At 64.1% G+C, this 17,631-nt stretch carries 18 protein-coding genes; 11 read left to right on the forward strand and 7 right to left on the reverse strand.

Annotation, left to right across the window (positions count from 1 at the left end):
* Nucleotides 1–34: 34 nt before the first annotated feature.
* A complete protein-coding gene (locus ACLHIH_RS11025; protein WP_411316861.1) occupies nucleotides 35–1,015 on the reverse strand; it encodes a helix-turn-helix transcriptional regulator in 981 nt (326 codons plus the stop codon).
* A gap of 130 nt (nucleotides 1,016–1,145) precedes the next feature.
* On the opposite strand from ACLHIH_RS11025, the gene ACLHIH_RS11030 reads away from it, so the two are divergent.
* On the forward strand, nucleotides 1,146–2,522 hold the full coding sequence (locus tag ACLHIH_RS11030) for an MFS transporter (RefSeq protein WP_411316862.1): 1,377 nt from the start codon (nucleotides 1,146–1,148) through the stop codon (nucleotides 2,520–2,522).
* A gap of 371 nt (nucleotides 2,523–2,893) precedes the next feature.
* Here ACLHIH_RS11030 and ACLHIH_RS11035 read toward each other — a convergent pair whose 3' ends face one another.
* The 4 genes from ACLHIH_RS11035 to ACLHIH_RS11050 all read right to left on the reverse strand — a co-directional run bounded on the left by ACLHIH_RS11035 (nucleotide 2,894) and on the right by ACLHIH_RS11050 (nucleotide 4,902).
* Nucleotides 2,894–3,043, reverse strand: a complete 150-nt coding sequence (locus ACLHIH_RS11035; protein WP_411316863.1) for a hypothetical protein — start codon at nucleotides 3,041–3,043, stop codon at nucleotides 2,894–2,896.
* A complete protein-coding gene (locus ACLHIH_RS11040; RefSeq protein ID WP_411316864.1) occupies nucleotides 2,992–3,348 on the reverse strand; it encodes a hypothetical protein in 357 nt (118 codons plus the stop codon). Before ACLHIH_RS11040 ends, ACLHIH_RS11035 begins: the two co-directional genes overlap by 52 nt.
* A 7-nt stretch (nucleotides 3,349–3,355) precedes the next feature.
* Nucleotides 3,356–3,967 (reverse strand): LysE family translocator, encoded by a 612-nt coding sequence (locus tag ACLHIH_RS11045; RefSeq protein ID WP_411316865.1) that lies wholly within the window; start codon nucleotides 3,965–3,967, stop codon nucleotides 3,356–3,358.
* A 104-nt stretch (nucleotides 3,968–4,071) separates the two neighbouring features.
* Nucleotides 4,072–4,902 (reverse strand): SDR family NAD(P)-dependent oxidoreductase, encoded by an 831-nt coding sequence (locus ACLHIH_RS11050; protein WP_411316866.1) that lies wholly within the window; start codon nucleotides 4,900–4,902, stop codon nucleotides 4,072–4,074.
* Between the two features lie 60 nt (nucleotides 4,903–4,962).
* On the opposite strand from ACLHIH_RS11050, the gene ACLHIH_RS11055 reads away from it, so the two are divergent.
* From ACLHIH_RS11055 to ACLHIH_RS11080, 6 genes are all read left to right on the forward strand, one after another.
* Nucleotides 4,963–5,511: a TetR/AcrR family transcriptional regulator C-terminal ligand-binding domain-containing protein gene (locus tag ACLHIH_RS11055; protein WP_411316867.1), complete on the forward strand. Its 549-nt coding sequence runs from the start codon at nucleotides 4,963–4,965 to the stop codon at nucleotides 5,509–5,511.
* A gap of 217 nt (nucleotides 5,512–5,728) precedes the next feature.
* Nucleotides 5,729–7,384, forward strand: coding sequence for an ABC-F family ATP-binding cassette domain-containing protein (locus ACLHIH_RS11060; protein WP_411316868.1), 1,656 nt, complete (start codon nucleotides 5,729–5,731; stop codon nucleotides 7,382–7,384).
* On the forward strand, nucleotides 7,381–8,646 hold the full coding sequence (locus ACLHIH_RS11065; RefSeq protein WP_411316869.1) for an MFS transporter: 1,266 nt from the start codon (nucleotides 7,381–7,383) through the stop codon (nucleotides 8,644–8,646). The genes ACLHIH_RS11060 and ACLHIH_RS11065 overlap by 4 nt, the downstream gene beginning before the upstream one ends.
* A gap of 131 nt (nucleotides 8,647–8,777) precedes the next feature.
* On the forward strand, nucleotides 8,778–9,359 hold the full coding sequence (locus ACLHIH_RS11070; protein ID WP_411316870.1) for a helicase associated domain-containing protein: 582 nt from the start codon (nucleotides 8,778–8,780) through the stop codon (nucleotides 9,357–9,359).
* Nucleotides 9,360–9,537: 178 nt separating this feature from the next.
* Entirely contained in the window at nucleotides 9,538–9,915 is a 378-nt protein-coding gene (locus ACLHIH_RS11075; protein WP_411316871.1) for a hypothetical protein, read from the forward strand.
* Nucleotides 9,916–10,846: 931 nt separating this feature from the next.
* Entirely contained in the window at nucleotides 10,847–11,353 is a 507-nt protein-coding gene (locus ACLHIH_RS11080; RefSeq protein ID WP_411316872.1) for a hypothetical protein, read from the forward strand.
* A 205-nt stretch (nucleotides 11,354–11,558) separates the two neighbouring features.
* On the opposite strand, the gene ACLHIH_RS11085 is transcribed toward ACLHIH_RS11080, so the two are convergent.
* Nucleotides 11,559–13,457: a DUF4365 domain-containing protein gene (locus tag ACLHIH_RS11085; RefSeq protein WP_411316873.1), complete on the reverse strand. Its 1,899-nt coding sequence runs from the start codon at nucleotides 13,455–13,457 to the stop codon at nucleotides 11,559–11,561.
* Between the two features lie 434 nt (nucleotides 13,458–13,891).
* On the opposite strand from ACLHIH_RS11085, the gene ACLHIH_RS11090 reads away from it, so the two are divergent.
* The 4 genes from ACLHIH_RS11090 to ACLHIH_RS11105 all read left to right on the forward strand — a co-directional run bounded on the left by ACLHIH_RS11090 (nucleotide 13,892) and on the right by ACLHIH_RS11105 (nucleotide 16,143).
* On the forward strand, nucleotides 13,892–14,137 hold the full coding sequence (locus ACLHIH_RS11090) for a hypothetical protein (RefSeq protein ID WP_411316874.1): 246 nt from the start codon (nucleotides 13,892–13,894) through the stop codon (nucleotides 14,135–14,137).
* A gap of 768 nt (nucleotides 14,138–14,905) precedes the next feature.
* Nucleotides 14,906–15,424: a hypothetical protein gene (locus ACLHIH_RS11095; protein WP_411316875.1), complete on the forward strand. Its 519-nt coding sequence runs from the start codon at nucleotides 14,906–14,908 to the stop codon at nucleotides 15,422–15,424.
* A complete protein-coding gene (locus ACLHIH_RS11100) occupies nucleotides 15,421–15,870 on the forward strand; it encodes a hypothetical protein (RefSeq protein WP_411316876.1) in 450 nt (149 codons plus the stop codon). The genes ACLHIH_RS11095 and ACLHIH_RS11100 overlap by 4 nt, the downstream gene beginning before the upstream one ends.
* A gap of 90 nt (nucleotides 15,871–15,960) precedes the next feature.
* Nucleotides 15,961–16,143, forward strand: coding sequence for a hypothetical protein (locus ACLHIH_RS11105; protein ID WP_411316877.1), 183 nt, complete (start codon nucleotides 15,961–15,963; stop codon nucleotides 16,141–16,143).
* A gap of 120 nt (nucleotides 16,144–16,263) precedes the next feature.
* Here the strand turns inward: ACLHIH_RS11105 and ACLHIH_RS11110 are convergent, their stop codons facing one another.
* The gene (locus ACLHIH_RS11110) at nucleotides 16,264–17,577 is read right to left on the reverse strand and encodes a hypothetical protein (protein ID WP_411316878.1); all 1,314 of its coding nucleotides are present in this window, start codon (nucleotides 17,575–17,577) and stop codon (nucleotides 16,264–16,266) included.
* Between the last annotated feature and the right edge of the window lie 54 nt (nucleotides 17,578–17,631).

Below are 17,631 nucleotides of genomic sequence, written 5' to 3' on the forward strand. Positions count from 1 at the left end.
GAGCGTGCACCTCGTACCGGCCTTCGAGTGGCCACTATGGTCGTTCGCTGGCCGTGATGCGTCCGAGCCGACGCCGTACACGATCGAGTGCCTCGCTGAGCTCGGCCGGTTCCACGTCGTGCATGTCTGCCGCGAAGGTGATGTACAGGCCGGCAAGTCCGGTCCAGGACCATGCCCCCATGCGAAGGCGGGAGCGGCCGTCGTTGACGCGTTCGACGACTGCGCCCCCTGGGGCGAACTCGGCCGTGATCCCGGGCGGTACGTCGAGCACGACAGAGCCCTGACAGGGCCATCCCGCGAGCGTGTCCCCACGATCGTAGGTGCGCTTGACGAAGTTCTCCGGGTCCCCGTCGGGAAGCGGGCGTTCGCCGAATGAGACGTAGGTCGGGGGCTTGGCGCTCAGGCGGTCGAGACGGAGCACCCTCCAGGACTCCCTGTGGAGGTCGTAGGCAAGCAGGTACCACCGCCCCGCCCACACGACCATGCGGTGCGGCTCGACTCGGAGCTGGAGGGGTCGCCCCTCCTCGTCTGATGCATACGTGGCGCGCAGCACGTGTCTGCGGCGGATGGCCGCGCCGACGTCCCGAACCACGCTGGCGTCAATCGGCGGCGCGGCGAACTCCCAGGAGTTGGCCACGGATGTGACGGTGAAGGCGTCGGACTCGAATTGCAGCCGCTCGGGCATCACCTGCCGGACGGTGCGGAGGGCTCGAGCACTGGAGTCGGCAATCCCGTCGAGCACGCCCGGCACCGTCTGCAAGGCGAGAGCGATCGCAACTACCTGGTCCTCATCGAACAGCATCGGGGGGAGCCGAGAGCCACCGCGCATGCGGTAGCCGCCACCGGCGCCAGTGATCGCCTCGATCTCGTATCCAAGGCCGCGCAGAGTCTCCACGTCCCGACGGACCGTCCGTTCAGCGACCTCGAGCTTCGCCGTCAGCTCGCTCGATGCGACCGTCGCGCCTCCGCTGAGGATGGACAGGAGCCGCAGCGCGCGAGCAGACGTGGTTGCCATGCTCGATCACAGCACAAATAGTGGCCACTCGAAGGCCGGATGTGTCGTCAGAGTGTCGACCATGTCGAATCAGCCCACCGCAACACCCGCCCCGACGTCCCCGTCGGCAAGGACCACTCTGCCGCTACTCGTGGTCCTCTTCGGATCGTTCATCGATCTCGTCGACGGCACGATCGTCGTCGTCGCCGCCCCAGCCATCGAAGCGTCCATCGGCGCCACTTCATCGCAGTTGCAGTGGATCATCGCCGCGTACACCCTGGCACTCGGCGCCGGTCTCATCACCGGCGGCAGACTCGGCGACGCACTCGGCCGCAAGCGCATCTTCCTCATCGGTCTCGCCGCTTTCGGAGTGACGTCAGCACTCTGCGCCACAGCCGCAGATCCCAACATGCTCGTCGCGTTCCGAGCGTTGCAGGGCCTCGCGGCCGGTGTCATGGTGCCGCAGGTGTTCGGCATCATCCAGGGCTCGTTCCCCCCAGCCCAGCGTGCCAAGGCATTCGGTGCCTACGGGGCAGTGCAGGGGCTTGCTTCGGTGGCCGGTCCACTGCTCGGCGGCCTGCTGGTCTCGGCCGATCTCTTCGGTCTCGGCTGGCGCAGCATCTTCTGGATCAACATCCCGATCTGCCTCGCGGCACTGCTGATCGGCATCAAGGTGCTGCCGGAGTCCAAGTCGGACAGGCGTGCTTTGATTGACGTCGCAGGCGTACTGCTTGCCGCAGGCGGCGTCCTCCTCATCCTGCTGCCGCTGATCCAAACCACGTCCTGGGGTTGGGGCGTGCACAGCTGGCTGCTGCTCGCGGCCGGCGTGGGCGTGCTCGGCGTGTTCATGATCGTGGAGCGGCGCATCGTGCGTGGCGAAGGCGAACCCGTCTTCGACCCCGCCCTGCTGCGAAACCGCTCGTTCACCGCCGGACTGATCGCCGCACTGCTGTTCTTCTCGGGAATCGGCTCGCTGTTCCTGATGCTGTCGGTCTACCTGCAGGACGCGGGTGGCCGCACAGCCCTCGACACCGGATTGGTGATCCTGCCCTACGCGCTCGGCTCGATGGTCACCTCGGGAGTTGGCGTTGCGCTTGCAGCGCGCGCCGGACGAGCGCTGCTGGTGAGCGGTTCCGTCGTCGTCGCCGCGTCCTACGTCATCCTGTGGGCTGTGGTGCACGACGGTGCCGATCCCGGATACTGGCCGCTGGCCGGCGGGCTCTTCGTCGGCGGGCTGGGGCTCGGGCTCGTCGTGCCCATCCTTGTCAACGTCGTCCTCGCCGGAGTCCCGGGACGCACCGCAGGGGCGGCGGGGGGCGTGCTATCGACGGTCATCCAGATTGGAGGGGCAGTTGGCATCGCGACCCTCACCACAACCTTCTTCACCCTTGTGCAGCAGGCCGGCGGCCGCGGGCTCGCAGCGTTCGGACCAGCGCTGGGCACGGTCCTCCTTATCTCCGCCGGCATCTACCTCCTGACGGCGGTGGTCATGTTGCTGCTACCCAAGACAGCTCGCGCACACGAATAGGCGACGTGAGGGAAAGAAGGATCGTGAGCGCCTCAGCGTTTGGTGAGGACACCGCCATGAATACTGATGCAGCGTCCCGCGAACTATCGATTGCGGGGGCTTCTCGCAGGGGGCGCTTTAGCGGGCCCACAAACGTGTGCCGTGTCGAAACCCGGTGACGGGACGATTGGTTTCGGGGCCGAGTTTCGGTCCGTCTACCAGTGCTCCGCGAGTGCTCCGGCCAATTCGGTTCGTAGCGCGTCGACGTCGGCGGCCGAGGTGTCGTGGAGTGCTTCGCTCACGATGAGGGCGCGGCGAGTGTCGGGCCGGATGGCTGAGAGGGCGCTCTGCCGGTTTGTCCATCGGCGGGCGTGGGCGTTGCCGGCGTCGTCTCAGAAGATCACTTCGGCGGGCTCGGGCGTCTCGGTCGTTCCGCCGAAGCGCTGGTAGGTCTCGGTGCCTGCCGCGTGGATGACGGTCAGATCGCCGGTCACTTGGTCGAGGTCGAACACCGCGACCGGGATCGCGTAGGCGACGGACATGGCGTTACAGAGGTCGACGAGCGGATAGGCAACTCTCCGTCCTTCTTGAAGCGGCGCAGCAGCGCCTCCGACGCGCACCGGTATTGGGTGGGTTTCAAACCCATCTGCCTGAAGGTGCGTCGCCAGGCCGCTATCTCGGGAATTTCGCTCTCCGGCCGTTCTGCGAGGCGCGCGGAAGCCCGCTCGAGAAACGGTGCCGCGGTGGCGGCGACGTCCGCGGTGCCGGTCACGCCGTCGAGGGTGAGCGTGGCGACGTCGAGCTGCGGGAATTCGGCGCGCATCGCCGGATCATGGCTGAACTGCATCGGACGGCTATCGGGTTTCGAGGGCGAGGCGGCCAGCGAGCAGGATGTACGTCGCGGCGAAGGTGCGGCGCAGCCACGCCATGACCTTCGGGCGGGTGATGACCTGGTTACGCATCGTCGCGGCGAACACCCCGTAGAGAGCGAACACGACGAACGTCAGCGCCATAAAGACCAGGCTCAGCCCGACCATGTGCCAGGTGCCGTTCGCCTCGCCCGCGGGCACGAACTGGGGCAGGAATGCGAAGAAGAAGATCGTCAGCTTCGGGTTGAGGAGGTTGATCAGAATCGCGGTGCGGATCACCGACCAGAACGACGCCGGAGCGGCGCTGGCGTCAACGTCAATCAGCGACTTGTCGCGGAAGGTTTTCCACGCCAGGTAGAGCAGATACGCGACGCCGAGCCACTTGATCGTCTGGAACGCGATCGCGGAGGCATTCAGGATTGCGGCAAGCCCCGTGATTGCGGCAACCATGTGAGGGACCACGCCGAGCGTGCAGCCGAACGCAGCCACGATCCCGGCCTTGGTGCCACGGGAGAGGCCGGCGGCGATGGAGAACACCGCTCCCGTGCCGGGGGTGGCAACCACCACAAGGGTTGTCAGCAGGAATGCAATGCTCATCGTCGTCCTTTAAGAGTCGTTGCTTGCGAACAGTACCGCGTCGATGAGTCGTGCCCGTTGCCAGCATCTCTTTGTAGGTTCCCGCAATCGCTCGAAACTGATCGTTATTGGGCCGTGCCCGCGAAGCGGGGATCGCGCGTGTAGTCCTGCTGGCGTAGATCGAGTGCCTGCCGAACCTGCTCGGGAGCGTCGTCACCGATGAGCACCCGGAGTCGTCGGTCATCCGCTGCGGCCACCCGTTCGAGGATTGCTGTCGCGGCGTCGCGTGGGGCAGTTCCGCCGGCCGATTCTCCCCCTGGCGGCCAGGGAACCTCCGCTGTCCCGAACATCTCGATCCGCTGCGCTTTGTAGGCGTCTAGCGGTGAGCTGAATCGCATGCTGCCGCCAGCCCAGTCGGTATCGAGGGCTCCTGGCTCGATCAGGGATACGCGGATACCGAAGCGCTCGACCTCCCCGGCCATTGCCTCGCTGAACGCTTCCAGTCCCCACTTGGTGGAGTTGTAGAGCCCGAGCATCGGCATCGTGCCGACCGCGCCCACGCTGGAAATCTGGACAATGTGCCCGGCGCCTTGGCGTCGCATGACGGGAATCACGGCTTGGCTCAGCCAGAGCGGGCCGAGCAGATTCGTGTCGACGATCGCGCGGGCGTCCTCCTCGGTCGCCTCCTCGATCGCGCCAATGAGGCCATAGCCGGCGTTGTTCACGAGCACGTCGATTCTTCCGAGCATGTCGGCCGCGCGCAGCACTGTGGCCTGTGCCGCCGAGCGATCCCGCACGTCGAGATTCAGCACCCTCAGGCGATCGCGTTCGGGTAGCGCGCTCTCTCCCCTGACGGTAGCGATGACGGTGTGCCCGGCTTCCAGGGCGGCGTCAACGAGGGCGCGGCCTAGGCCGCGGTTGGCTCCAGTGATCATCCAGGTCTGCGGTGAAGTCATAGACCGATCGTACCTCAAAACTGGACGCACCGTCTCGTTTGCTCGGGTATCGTATGGAGCATGGCCCGCGACCGAACCCGCACGAAGGTGCATGCAGCCGCGCTCTCGCTGGCACTCGGGGAGAGCGCGACCGGGGCGCTCACGATGGAGGGCATCGCAGCGCGAGCGGGCGTCAGCAAGCAGACCGTCTACCGCTCGTGGCCATCGATCGGAGCCGTCCTTTTCGATGCGCTCCTGGCGCGCAGCGCCGACGAGAGCGGCCGCGTAGTGGTGCCGAACTCTGGCGATCTGGCGACCGACCTCCTGGCTCTGGCGACCGGAATGATCGCGGAGCTGACAGACCCGATCGAGGAGGCTTTGCTGCGCGCCGTCACGGCCGACCTGCAATCGGACGCTGCTCTTGCCGCGCAGTACCGAGAGCTGCTGCTGGGGCCTCAACTGAGCGCTATCTCCGCTCGGCTCGATGAGGCCGGAGTGCCTGCATCCGGCGACGTCGCGGAGCTGTTCGTCGGACCGATCTTCTACCGCTGGCTGCTTCGCACTCGACCGCTCGATTCGGAATGGGTCAGCGCCCACGTCGGGCGCATCCTCCGGAGCTGCGACCCGTAGCGAGTATCCATCCGTCATTTGCGAGACGCTGCGACGGCCCCGTACGATCGACGGGTGCATTTGTACTTCCTCTGACGGCTGAGTTAGGCCCACCGCGCTCGTTGAGTAATCCGAGCCTGCGGCGGCCGCTCGTTCCCGACCCTCCGTGGGTCGCCGTCATCCACGCACCCTCCCCGCCTCTCGCGGGCCCTTTGGTGCGTCGTCTCGAAGGATTCAAATGCTCACCCCCACCAACCATCTACCGGCGCGCCAACGCGCCCAACTCATCGCCACCGACGTATCCGTAATGCGCGGAGCTACCCCCGTCCTCAACCATGTCGACCTCACCGTGACACCCGACTCCCGGCTGGCGATCGTCGGGGAGAACGGGCGCGGCAAGTCCACGCTCCTCCACGTGCTCGACGGCACACTCACTCCTGACGCCGGCACCGTGCAGCGCACCGGAACACTCGGTGTTGCGCAACAGGAGATGTCCGCGGACGACGACCGCACCGTCGGCCACGCGATCGCGGAAGCGATCACCGAACCGCTCGCGGCGTTGGCATCCCTTGACGACGCCGCTCGTGCACTCTCGGACCATGTGGTCGGCGCCGAGGAGCGCTACACGGCCGCGTTGGAGTATGCCGAACTGGTCGTTGCGTGGGATGCCGAACGACGGGTGCAGATCGCGCTCGAAGCGCTCGACGCTGAAACCGACCCGACGCGCCTGCTCGGTGACCTTTCCGTGGGGCAGCGGTATCGGGTGCGCCTGGCGTGCCTGCTCGGCGCGGATCATGACTTCCTGCTGCTTGACGAACCGACAAACCACCTCGACCGATCCGGTCTCGAGTTCTTGAGTGCGCAGCTCCGGTCCCGCGTCGGCGGGGTTGTCATCGTCACGCACGATCGCGTACTGCTCTCCGACGTCGCAGAGACCATCGTCGACCTGGACCCGACTCCTGACGATCGGGTGCGGGTTTACGGGAACGGGTACGCCGGGTATCGCGAAGGCCGGCAGGCCGAACGGGAACGGTGGGAACAGGAGTACGACCGGCAACAAGCCGAGCACGCCCGACTGCAAGACAGTCTCAGCTCCGCGCAGAACCGCCTCGTTTCCGGGTGGCGCCCGGAGAAAGGAACCAACAAGCACGGCCGCGCGACCCGCGCGGGCGGGCTCGTGCAAAGCGTCCATCGCCGTCAGGAACAGCTCGAAGCGCACGCCATCACCGTGCCTGAACCGCCCCAGCACTTCCGGTTCCCCGATCTGCCAACCAGAACGGGCGCGGTACTGCTGAGCGCGGATCGCGTTAGCGTGGCCGGACGCCTGGTGCATCCGGTGTCGTTCTCGCTCTTGCACCGCGGTCGTCTCGTCGTGACCGGCCCGAACGGGGCCGGTAAATCGACCCTTCTCGCCGTCATCGCGGGCGAGCTGCACCCCGATACCGGTTCGGTGCGGATGTCGCAGAGCGCCCGTCTCGGCTTCCTGCGACAGGAGACTGATCTGCCGCTGCACCGGCGAGCGAGCGAGGTTTACGCCGCCCACGTCGACGCCCTCGTGGCGGCGGGGACACTCAGCGCCTCCGAAGCGGTCGGGCTCTCGCAGCTCGGCCTCCTCCGCGCTCGGGAGTCGAGCAAACACATCGGTGAGCTGTCGATGGGACAGCAACGCCGGCTCGACCTGGCGATGGTACTTGCGACGCAACCACTCGTCCTGTTGCTGGATGAGCCCACCAACCATCTGTCGATCGCGCTCGTTGACGAGCTCACCGACGCCCTTGGCGCGACGGAAGCGGCCGTGGTGCTCTCCACCCATGACCGGCAGCTCCTTGGCGACGTCGACGACTGGCCGCCGCTGCGCCTCGGCTCGATGACTGAGAGTGAGGCACGGGCATGAGCAAGAAGAACCCTGGCGCCCTCCGTGCGCTGCGACCCCTCGCGACCCGCGACTACCGACTGCTGTTCGCCGCCGTCGGTATCGAGGTGTTCGGTACCGGCATGTGGACCATCGTCATGGTTTTCCAGGTACTCGCTCTCAATGACAGCCCGCTGGCTCTTTCCGCGGTCGCCACAGGGATGAGTCTCGGTCTGTTCGCGTTCTCGATCCTTGGCGGGGTCGTCGCTGACCGGTTCTCGAAAAGACGCATCATCATCACCGTGCAGGGATGCACGGCCGTCGTGATGGCCGCCGTCGCGGCCCTGTCCCTCACCGGGACAATCGAGCTGTGGCACGTCGGCGTCGCCTCGTTCGCGATGGGGGCGGGCAGCGCGTTCTTCTACCCCGCTTACAGCGCCTACCTGCCCCAGGTGCTCCCGCCCGAGCAGCTCCTCGCCGCGAACGGTCTTGAAGGCGCGTTGCGCCCCTCAATGGGGCAGGGGCTCGGGCCGGCGCTCGGCGGGATCATCGTCGGGGCGTTCTTCCCCGCGATCGGCGCGGTGATCGTGGCCGCGTCCTACGCGGTCGCATTCGTCATCGTGCTCTTCCTGAGCCGTGACGAGGAGACAACCGTGCCCACACCGGCAGGAGAGAAGACCAACGTGTGGGGCGACCTTCGTGCGGGCGTCCGGTACGTCGCCAGCACTCGTTGGCTGCTCTGGACGCTGATCTTTGGGTCATCGCTCGCGCTCATCATCCAAGGGCCGATCGACGTCCTCCTGCCATTCCTCACCCGCGACCGGTTCGAGGACGCCGAAGCAACCTTCGGAATTCTCCTGGCAGCGTTCGGGGTCGGTGGCGCGGCCGGCTCGCTGGTCATCTCGTCGCTGAAACTGCCGCGCCGCTATCTCACGTTCATGATCCTCTGCTGGGGCGGCGGAACACTTCCCCTCGTCGTGCTCGGCGTGGCCGACAACCTGTGGATCATGCTGGCCGCATTGTTTGTCGTCGGCGCAGCGACCGGGGCGGGCGTCGTGATCTGGGGCACACTTCTGCAACGACTGGTCTCGCCGAACATGATCGGTCGAGTCGCTAGCCTCGATTTCTTCGTCTCGATCGCGTTCATGCCCGTCTCGATCGCGGTCGCCGGGCCGCTGTCGTTGATCGTTCCGGTGGAAACCATCTTCATCGTCGCCGGGATCGTGCCGCCCGCGCTGGCCTTGATCGCTCTCGCAGCCGGCCGGATGCGCGGTTTCGAGCTGGAGCAGCCACTCGATACCTGAGAGCGGGGCGACTGGTCCGACCGCTTTTATCCGGCGGGAAGGTACCGAGAGCGAGTCGTTTCTCAACATCGCGTTGTGTCCGCGCATGACCTCCCCGAGGCCGCCATACAGGCGGCCCGGAGAGGTCCCCAATGGACGACAGCACATCCGAACACCGACGCGCTCGCGAGCTTCATGATGTGGCGGTTGCCGCGTGGCTGTCCGACACGGCAGGTGATGATGTCGAGTCGGAGCGGTACGTCCTCGCCAGCGCAGCCGCGATTGGCAAAACCGTGGGAGGCCAGGCGGCAATGCGGCGCCCGCTCAACTGGGCGAAGGCTCTGCTGGCCTACGAGGCATGGGCGCTTGAGCGGGGCGTGACGCCCAGGGAAAACTCTCGCCTGCGCAGCACCGTCCCGCAGGACGAACGGCATCTCGGAGAATGGGCGCGATACCAGCGCCGACACGAGACGAACCTGACGCCTTTCCAGCGTGCGCGCCTCGATGCTTCTCCTGTTTTCGCCTGGGATCTGCTCGAGGATGCCTGGTGGAGGCAGTCCGACGAAGTCGTGAAATTCGTCATGGAGCGCGGACGGCTCCCGGCGTTGCGTCAGGCTGACCAGGCGGAATTCGCTCTGGCTCGGTGGTTGAACAGGCAGCTCGGTAGCCTTCGGCGCGGAACGTTGCCGTCGAGTCGCGCTCGCCGTCTAGAGGAGGTCATCGCGCACCGCTGAATTCGCCGAGCCTACGACAACGATGCGGTCTCGCCTCGACTGAGTGCACCGACCTTCCTACGGTCGAACCTGTGACGATGCACGTGGTTGGCGACATCTCGATGTCCGCCATCGCAGAGCGCTGACGGCTCCCGACGCCCTAGAAGGGTTGCGCCGGACCGAAGTAGGTGAGGATCTCATGCAAGATTTCGATGTACTGCCCCAAGACCGCGACAATGCAACGTTCTACGTTCTGACCGCCTCGGGAACGATTCATGTCATGAACTTCAAAGGGCGTCCGGCCTGGACGAGATTGCCTGCACCGGGTGAAGACGCGCTCGGGTCTGGCTCGGAGAAAATCATCTCTCAGCTCGACGAGGGGTGGCGCGTAGGGCAACAGGGTTACCTCGTCTGCGCCGACGAGACCTACTTGTCCGGCGCAACTTGGCACCGAACTGCCACGATTATTCGAATCACCGACGACCCGGCCGTCACAAAGTCCTCGACGGTCCAATCGGCATGCGCGGAGGGGCCCACCGAGAAGGACAGCCTGCGCCCCATTGACGGCAGTGAGTAACGAACATGTTCGTATCCGATGCCGAGCTCGTCCTCCTGGCGCGGGAACTCGAGATCGCGCTACTTCGCAAAAGCGGGCGGCACGCGGAGGCCACGACAAGACCCTGAGTGAGAACTTTCGCAGACGAGGAAGCGTGCCTGAGGAAGAGCGGCATCTTGGTGGGTGGGCGACGTACCAGCGCGGTCACGAGACGACCCTGGCCGCTTTTCAGCGCGCGCCTCGACGTTTCGCCCTACTTCAAAGGGGATCTGCCCGAGGATGCGTGGCATCTCCGGGCTGGCGAAGTCGCCGCCTTCGTGGTTGTCCGTCGCCGCGCTAGCTCAGTTTGATGAGAAGGAGTTCGTGCTTGCGCGATGGCTGAACCGCCAGCTCGGGCACCGGCGGCGCGGCACGCTTTCGGTGAGTCGGACGCGCCGACTGGAGGAGCTCGTCGCGCTCGTGTGAATTCGCCGAGCCTGAGACGAAAGCGCATGAGCGTATCGACCCCTTCTTGGCCCGTCCGTACGGTCAAGCGTGTGAAAGAGAACTTACGACGCGCGCCACACCCGCCGCCGCTAGTACACATCTCGGACGCCCAACTGCTTCACGCAGCGCGTGACATCGCGATCGAACTACTTCGAGCGAACGGGCGAAACGCGGAGACGAGTGCTGTCGCAGACGACTACACGAGCGGCAGTGCAGGTCTCGGCGCCGGTAACCGTCCCATCTTGGTGGCATCTGTTCGTCCGCGCTGGTGGTCTCGTCTGGTCTGCAGGTCGAGACGACCCGCATCTGCCGCCGTGAGATGGACCTTCGTGCCGGGAGAGAGCGCGTCGAACCTGGGGGGCGAGCTCGGACGACCGTTGATCCGGTTGCAGGAGCGATGATGCCGCAGGCTACCTCGGAACCAGATCGCTCTGCACTACCGGTGTCGCACTCGGTGGATCCGGTGGTGTCGACTGCCACTGCGCCAACGTCTCGCCTACAAGCGGATCTGCTGGCTGAGGTGCGAGTGCTCGAAGCGCCTGTAGCGGCGGCTCAGGAGTTCATGTGGCGGTCCTACGCCTCGAACTGCCGCGGGCGCTGCTTCAGCGAGTTTCAGGTCCGCGCTCTGATGGGTGCTCATGTCGCAGACGGACAGGAGTACTTCGTTTCGGATGAGGCGCCCGGAAGCCCCTGGGCGCAGGTCGTCGTTGACGGAGAGTCTGGGCTGGTCTTCACCGAACTTGGCCGAATTGGCCACAACGAACTGCTCGCCCTGGTGATCGCCGGCGAGTCAGACATTCAAGTCGAGATCGTGGCTCCGTGGAACACCGCCGACGTCATTCCGGTGTACAAGCACGGGCTCGTGCACCCAGAGGTCGCTGCGCGTGCGGTCTGGAGCTGGCTCAACGGGCACGAGATTGATGGAATGTGGTCGATGCGGGTCATCATCCCCGGACCGCACCGTCGGAGTTGAGCAGTGCGATTCGGTGCACTGCGGCGAGGAGGAACAGGGTGGGTAGAGCGTGGACATGAAGAACGTGCCGCAGCGCCAGAATCCGAACAAGAAACCGACAGCGCGAGCGCGAGCGGTAGCCGCGCGAGTACGAGTTAACGCGGACAAGAGGGTGGGCAGGCAGACGCCGGAATGGATCGTCACCCTTTCCAAGGCTCCCGACGCCTCACGAAGGAGCGGTCGGGATGAAGAATGACTCGAAGCTGCCTTCATTCGAGTGCTCTCTCAGCTCCATCGGAGGAGATGGCTGACGGAAGAATTCGAACAAGCTGAGGACCTCCGCCCGAAGCTCGTCGTCCTCGATGAGGTCCTCTTCGACGATGATGTCCGCAAACGAGGACCCGAAGTATTCCCATGCGCAGATCATCGCGTCCTGCCCGATACCGGCCCTCTCCGTTTCGTCCAGCGTGGTGTCGATCACAGACCAGCGGAGAAGGTCTATCCAGAGCACTGGGTCGACGTTTACGGTCACCGCAGCGGTTATCGCGGCGAGAATCGGCTGGCCCCCCGACAAGGCTAGAGAATCGGCGAGAACGGAGTGCGCCCAGCCGTCCAATGCGTCTTCCTTGATTGCGGTCATGGCGACAGATGCGAGTGCCTCGGCGTCTGCGTTCTCCAGAGCTAGGAATTCGGGAGTCCCGAGCGTGGTCCTCTCCTGCGCTTCGATGCCCAAGACTCCAACGATGTGGTCGAGAGCTCTGCTCGACAAACGCCATTGAGCGTCATGGGGGGAGGTCCAGATGTCCGCCAGCGAGAACTCCTCGCGCGCCTGTCGATACCTCCCCGTCCTCATGAGGACGTCTCCTAGCAATGCGCGGGCCCTGGTATCTCCATGTTCAATCGCTTCTCGATAGCAAGCCTCGGCGTTGACCGTGTCGTTCAGGGACCAATGGATGGTTCCCTTCTCCCGCCACCAGTACCCGCGTGTGCGATAGCGAGGGTCTGCAGTTGCCGCTTCTTCAAACATGCGGACAGCCAGTTCGTCGTCTGCTCCTCGGAAGATGTTTGCCGCGTTGTATATGCCCATCGCAGGTTGAGACCAATTTCTCGCTGCTTCCTGAATGACATGGGCGACCGCCGCGCGAAGCTCGGGACCGGGACTTGCGGACGAGAATGCTGTGAGCGCAACGTCGCGCGCTGGATGATTTTCGGCGGCAAAGGCTCGCCGCATGAGCGTCAGGACGGTGTCGTTAGCTTCGTGTCTCGTGAGCAGGGCGACGGCGTACCCGAAGGCTTCGGCTTCGAAAAGCATCAGGGTGTCAGAGGCGGCCAGTTTGAGTATCCGGACGCATAGGTCTTCGGCGCCAACGCTGGCGCAGGCCAAAGCTAGCGCCGAGATCACATCGGACGCGAGTGCGCCGTGATCAGTCGGCCCGTGAAGGTCCCACGTGAGTTGGCGAGCAGAATCGCCTCGCAATCCGACCATCACGCGTGTGTCTTCTATCGAAACCTTCAGGTAAGGAAGAGAGGGCAGGCTGTGCACGACGCGCACGAATGACGGAAGCGCGGCGAGCTTCCGGGACACAGCAGCCTTGAGCGGGCCAGCGCTCTCGCCATACAACAGGGTTCCCGTCAGGTACACGTCGACCGGTAGATGACGGGTGAGTTCTCGCGCCAGTCGCCAAGCTTTGGCCTCGTCGACCAGGCGCTCTGCGGCCTCCCGGCTCAGGACCTCCTCGCAACGCACTTGTCGACTTTTCGTTTGCGGGTTTGCATCGAAAGGCAACAGGTGCGCCCATCGATACCAGAGCGTCCCCGTCGGCTCATGCCCGATCACGACGAGAGTCGGGTCGGGTGTTTGTGCCCAGTAGTTCAGGGTTCTTCGCTTGATAGTTTCAGCCGGCTGTTGCCCGCTCCCGGTCTTCGTTGCTTTCAATTGAACATTGAAGAAGATGCCGGTTGTTCGCCCGTCCTCGAAGACCTCCACGCGACAGTCGATTCCCAAGTCTTCCTCGAGCTCGTGAACAAGCCAGGCTGCAGGCACGATTGAAGCGAATGTCCTTGTGGACCAAGTAGAACGAGCATGCGTCTCGACCCGCTCCGGCAGTTCGAGTTCAGGCACCATGAACACACCATAGGCGCCGTCCGCCCAATGAGGACTTGCTAGGTAGGTCAGCGGAGACGGCGGACGATTCGCTGTGGGGAGTGACAGGCGTGACTCGCTCACATGGGGCCGACGTCGCAATGTCGGTCCCACAAGAGATCCTGCAACGGAGAGGAGGCGGAATGTCAGAGGTCATTTCGTTGACGGTGGGATCTTCAACACAGGCCCTGTTCGGGTGGTTCACGGACGTGCGCCGAGATCGCGCGCAGGACCGTAGAGAGCGGCGCCGCGCCAGCGCGGAACGCCTCCTCCGCGACCTTCGACCACTTCACCGACGGATGCGGCGAATCGATTTCTCGCGGAATGCCGAGAAATGGACTCGGGATATCGAACGAGCACTTCGCACCATCGAAGCGGAAAGGTCGGCTACGCCCCCGGAGTGGAGACACCTCTACGTGAGTATTCGTGCTGCGGTGGGCGAAGCGACGGGCCTGGGATGGGGCGAGGTTTTGGGCGGCAAACCATCGGAGGTCGCTTCCTTCGATGCGCTATGGATCGAGCATGGCGCGGCGTACGTCGGCTACACGACCTTCCGAATTGAGCAGTGGCAGGAGCACTACGACGCTCGGCCGGCTCGTCGCACTCGGCTCATGGACTTCGATGCCTGGCTTCGTCAAACGGGCCGGTTCTCGTACTCGTAGTCGGTGCTCACGGGCTGTCCCGCGGCCGTCGCTGTGTGATGTCTGAGCGCCGACGCTTCAACTGCTTGCCAACCGCGGGCCCGACGGAGTCCTCGAGTTGACCTGTCGCAAGGTTCAGCTCGAGCTAGCTCGGAGACGTCACCGGTAGGCATTACCCGGTACAAACCTTTCATCTGACCAGCTCACGAGACGCATTGGCCGTCGTGAATGAAGCCGATCTCCGAGGCTTGTCCGCACGCCTCTCCCGGTTTGATCGAGAATCGCATCGGGGGTCAAGGTCGAGCCGGAAGACAGTGGCGGTGCCTATTCTTCGATCGCAGCGGGCGATGCGAAGAAGGGATGGAGTTGGGTGGGTACATTACGGAGGTACGCCCATCGCGTCGACGAGCAGATGAGTAGGCGAGCTGACCAGACCGCAGTCGCAGGGCGGGAGCCTCAATTGCTGACAGACGAAGGGCTCGAGCTCGACAAACTACCGCTGACCCGAACTCCGTCACCTGAAGCGGTGACGGCGTGGGTTCGCTACGGCACACATGTTGTGATGCGGGTTGACGGACGAGCGGTCGCGTGGACCCCTCGTGCCGTGGCGGTCGAGTGGGATGTGGCGGGCGACGGAACCCACCGTGCGTGGGTGTGGAGCAGTGCAGTGACCAGCCGGAAGTAGGCGTCCTCCGGAACGTATGGCTGCCTAGCTGCCTCGCCCGAAACGCAGAATCGACGGCTGATGCGAAAGCGACAACTGCTTGAAAGTACCCATATTCTGAGCGCATGTCCGACGACAATTTGAAGCCCTCTGACCGGCTCTACTACGCGATCGCCGCCCTGCCCGGCTGGGACGAGGTATCAGAACAGGCGCGCAACCTTGGCGAAAGCTACGCGTGGCGATTTGGTCGGATTCTGTCGTCAGTGCTCGTCGCCGCGGGCGAGGACCGAGAGCCCCTCGCCGTCACCGGGGTCCTGAATCGACAAGAAGCGGGCAACCTGGCGATTATCTACGACCAGTTCATCGTTCTCGTCGACGTTGTCACGTTGTCCGAGCAGAACGGGGGGACCACTGTGACCGTCCACGGTTTCGGCGCGATCGACGAACTGCAGATCAGCACAACCCACAACTACTTTGACGGCACGTCGCAGCAGATGCGCCATCAGGGTATTGAGCTGAAGATTCAGATCGCCGGTCATGAATTCGTCTTTCCCCCGACTAGGTGGGCGAGGGGTCCGTTGCTGCAAGGTGATGCGGCGCTCCAGGCATATACAACTATCCGAGACCACCGGGCCGGCCGATGACCATCGGCGACTGGATTGCAGCTGCGGCAGTTGTAGCTGCGGTCGTCACCGCGATCATTGGCGTCGTGACGGGAATCGTGGACCGGCGCAGCGCGCTCCGCATCGCAGAGGACGACCGCCGCGCCAGTACCCGACAGGCTCGCCTGATGTTCGAGTGGGAAGCAGCACAGCGCCTCGCCGTCAACCTCGCCCGCGGTGGCCACACCGCCCCCGTCATCAGAAGTGACATGGGCGCAGAGGCACTGGCCCTTGTCGCGCTCCTGGGCCCCAAACGGGTCCCGAACCTGTGGGCGCGAAAGGTAGGAAAAACGGATCAGGAACTCAGCGAGTTCGTAGCAGACGAGAGCAAGGAGCAGTTTCTCCGGGACGCCGTCGAGGCGGAGAGAGCAATGAGCGCGATCGCATCTGAGCTCCATGGTGATGCTGCGGCTCAGGACAGCGCATAGTCCCGCCGCCGTGGGTGCGCGAAGAAGGTACCGCGCGCCGACGCGACAGATAACGTGCGTAAGAGCGAAGCAGTGCGGTGACAACTGTGGATGATGTCGGTCGTCAGCTTCTGCGTCGCGTACATTCTCGGCATGATCAGGGAACCGGTGGCCCTCAACTCAATGCCGGATGAGCCTGTCATGCCGCTCAACGGTGATGAGGACTGGCTGGGAGGAGCTGGAGTAACGACGGACGGTTCGCTGCGCGAGGCGACGGACGGATTACAACGGTAGGGCCCGCGCTGTCAGTTCATGCGGCCGGGTCGACCTAGCCAAGCAAACGCGCGATGCGGGACTGCTCAGGCGAAGCCTACAAAGGTGCAACTAGCGGAAACGGGTGAGGAAAACGCGGACTCAAAAGCCAGTCTGAGATTCGACCCAACGAGACAACACCTTGAACGCTTCTGCTTCAATTCGGTCGCGGCTTCGAAGGAGGAAGCTCCTGAGACCCGCTGCCGCTGCCGCGCGTCGGTCTCCTGGTGTCTCCGAATCCCCAAGTTCATGAACCATGGTTACGAGTCCATTGTCCGCCTTCAACTCTTCTATCGCTTTGACGAGATCGGCCGCTGCAGTATCGCCGGTGAATTGGTACATCGATCCGGCTACATGGACGACTTGATGATGAATCGACACAGGTTTGAGCTCGTCGCCCTGGCCGCGGGCGATCGTGTTCGGGCTATTGCCGAATAGTCGCTCCACGAGGAAACCGACACTCTCGAGCGGGACTTTCAGGCCGACCTCTTCGAGCAAGTCGGCTTCAGCGGACTGACGAAGAGCAAGCGTTCGGCGCTCGTGTTCGTGCCGCATGTCGGTCTGCATGCGGCGAAGGGCGCGTGCATTCTTGTCGACAAATGTGCGGGCCCGATCGCGCTCAACCCCGACGGCCTCCAGCGCTACCGCGGCAGCCTCGGGTTCCGACAGCAGATCAATGAACTGACGGAAGTCGCCAACGCGAGCCTGCATTCCTTCCCGAGTCAACTCACTCTCCGAGTAGAACTCGACAACCTCGCCGCGAGAAGTTCGGTACCCGGACCGGCGAATCTGCAGCCGCTGGGCGGTCACCAACCAATCGCGAAACATGTCAAGCAGCCGAGATGCCTCATCCGCGTAAAGACGGTCCGCAGGAATGTAGAGCCTCAGGAGCAGGTTGCTTTCGACGTCTTCGACGAAGAGGGCGGCAAGTTCGTCCGCCTCGGCGTTACGTCGATAGAAGGTCGGTACGGTCTCGCACGACTCGAAAAGGCGGAACGCAGCGCGTTGCGTTTCGGGCGCCAGGGTTTCTTCGTATTCGTCTCCTGCGTACATCCAGCCCGCAGGAGTCTCTGAAGCCCAATCTGCTCCTTGACCTATGTCCTCATGCAGCATGACGAGATGCGGGATTGAGGCGATAGCGCGAAGGAGTCGAGGCGCTACATCGGAGTGAGCGGCATAGAGCTCGCGGGAGGTCCATCCTCCAACTGCCGTCATCTGCTCGAGATTGTGGCGGTTCAGTTTGACGATCACCGCAAGAGCGCCGTCAGCTTCGATCAACCGAGCCGCTGATTCCCAATTACTGGGGCGTGAATTGAGCCTCTTTATGACGTACCGAACCCGACGCGCACGCAACCGCGAAATCGTTGCGTCGCTGTCAGCCCCTATCAGCACGACATAACGGCTCTCATCAACCACTCGAAGCTCCTAGCTCTTCAGTGAGAATGTACCTGTCCCGTCCCGCACTCAGAC

The sequence above is a fragment of the Marisediminicola sp. LYQ134 genome, assembly GCF_046599635.1.
GTDB lineage: Bacteria > Actinomycetota > Actinomycetes > Actinomycetales > Microbacteriaceae > Marisediminicola.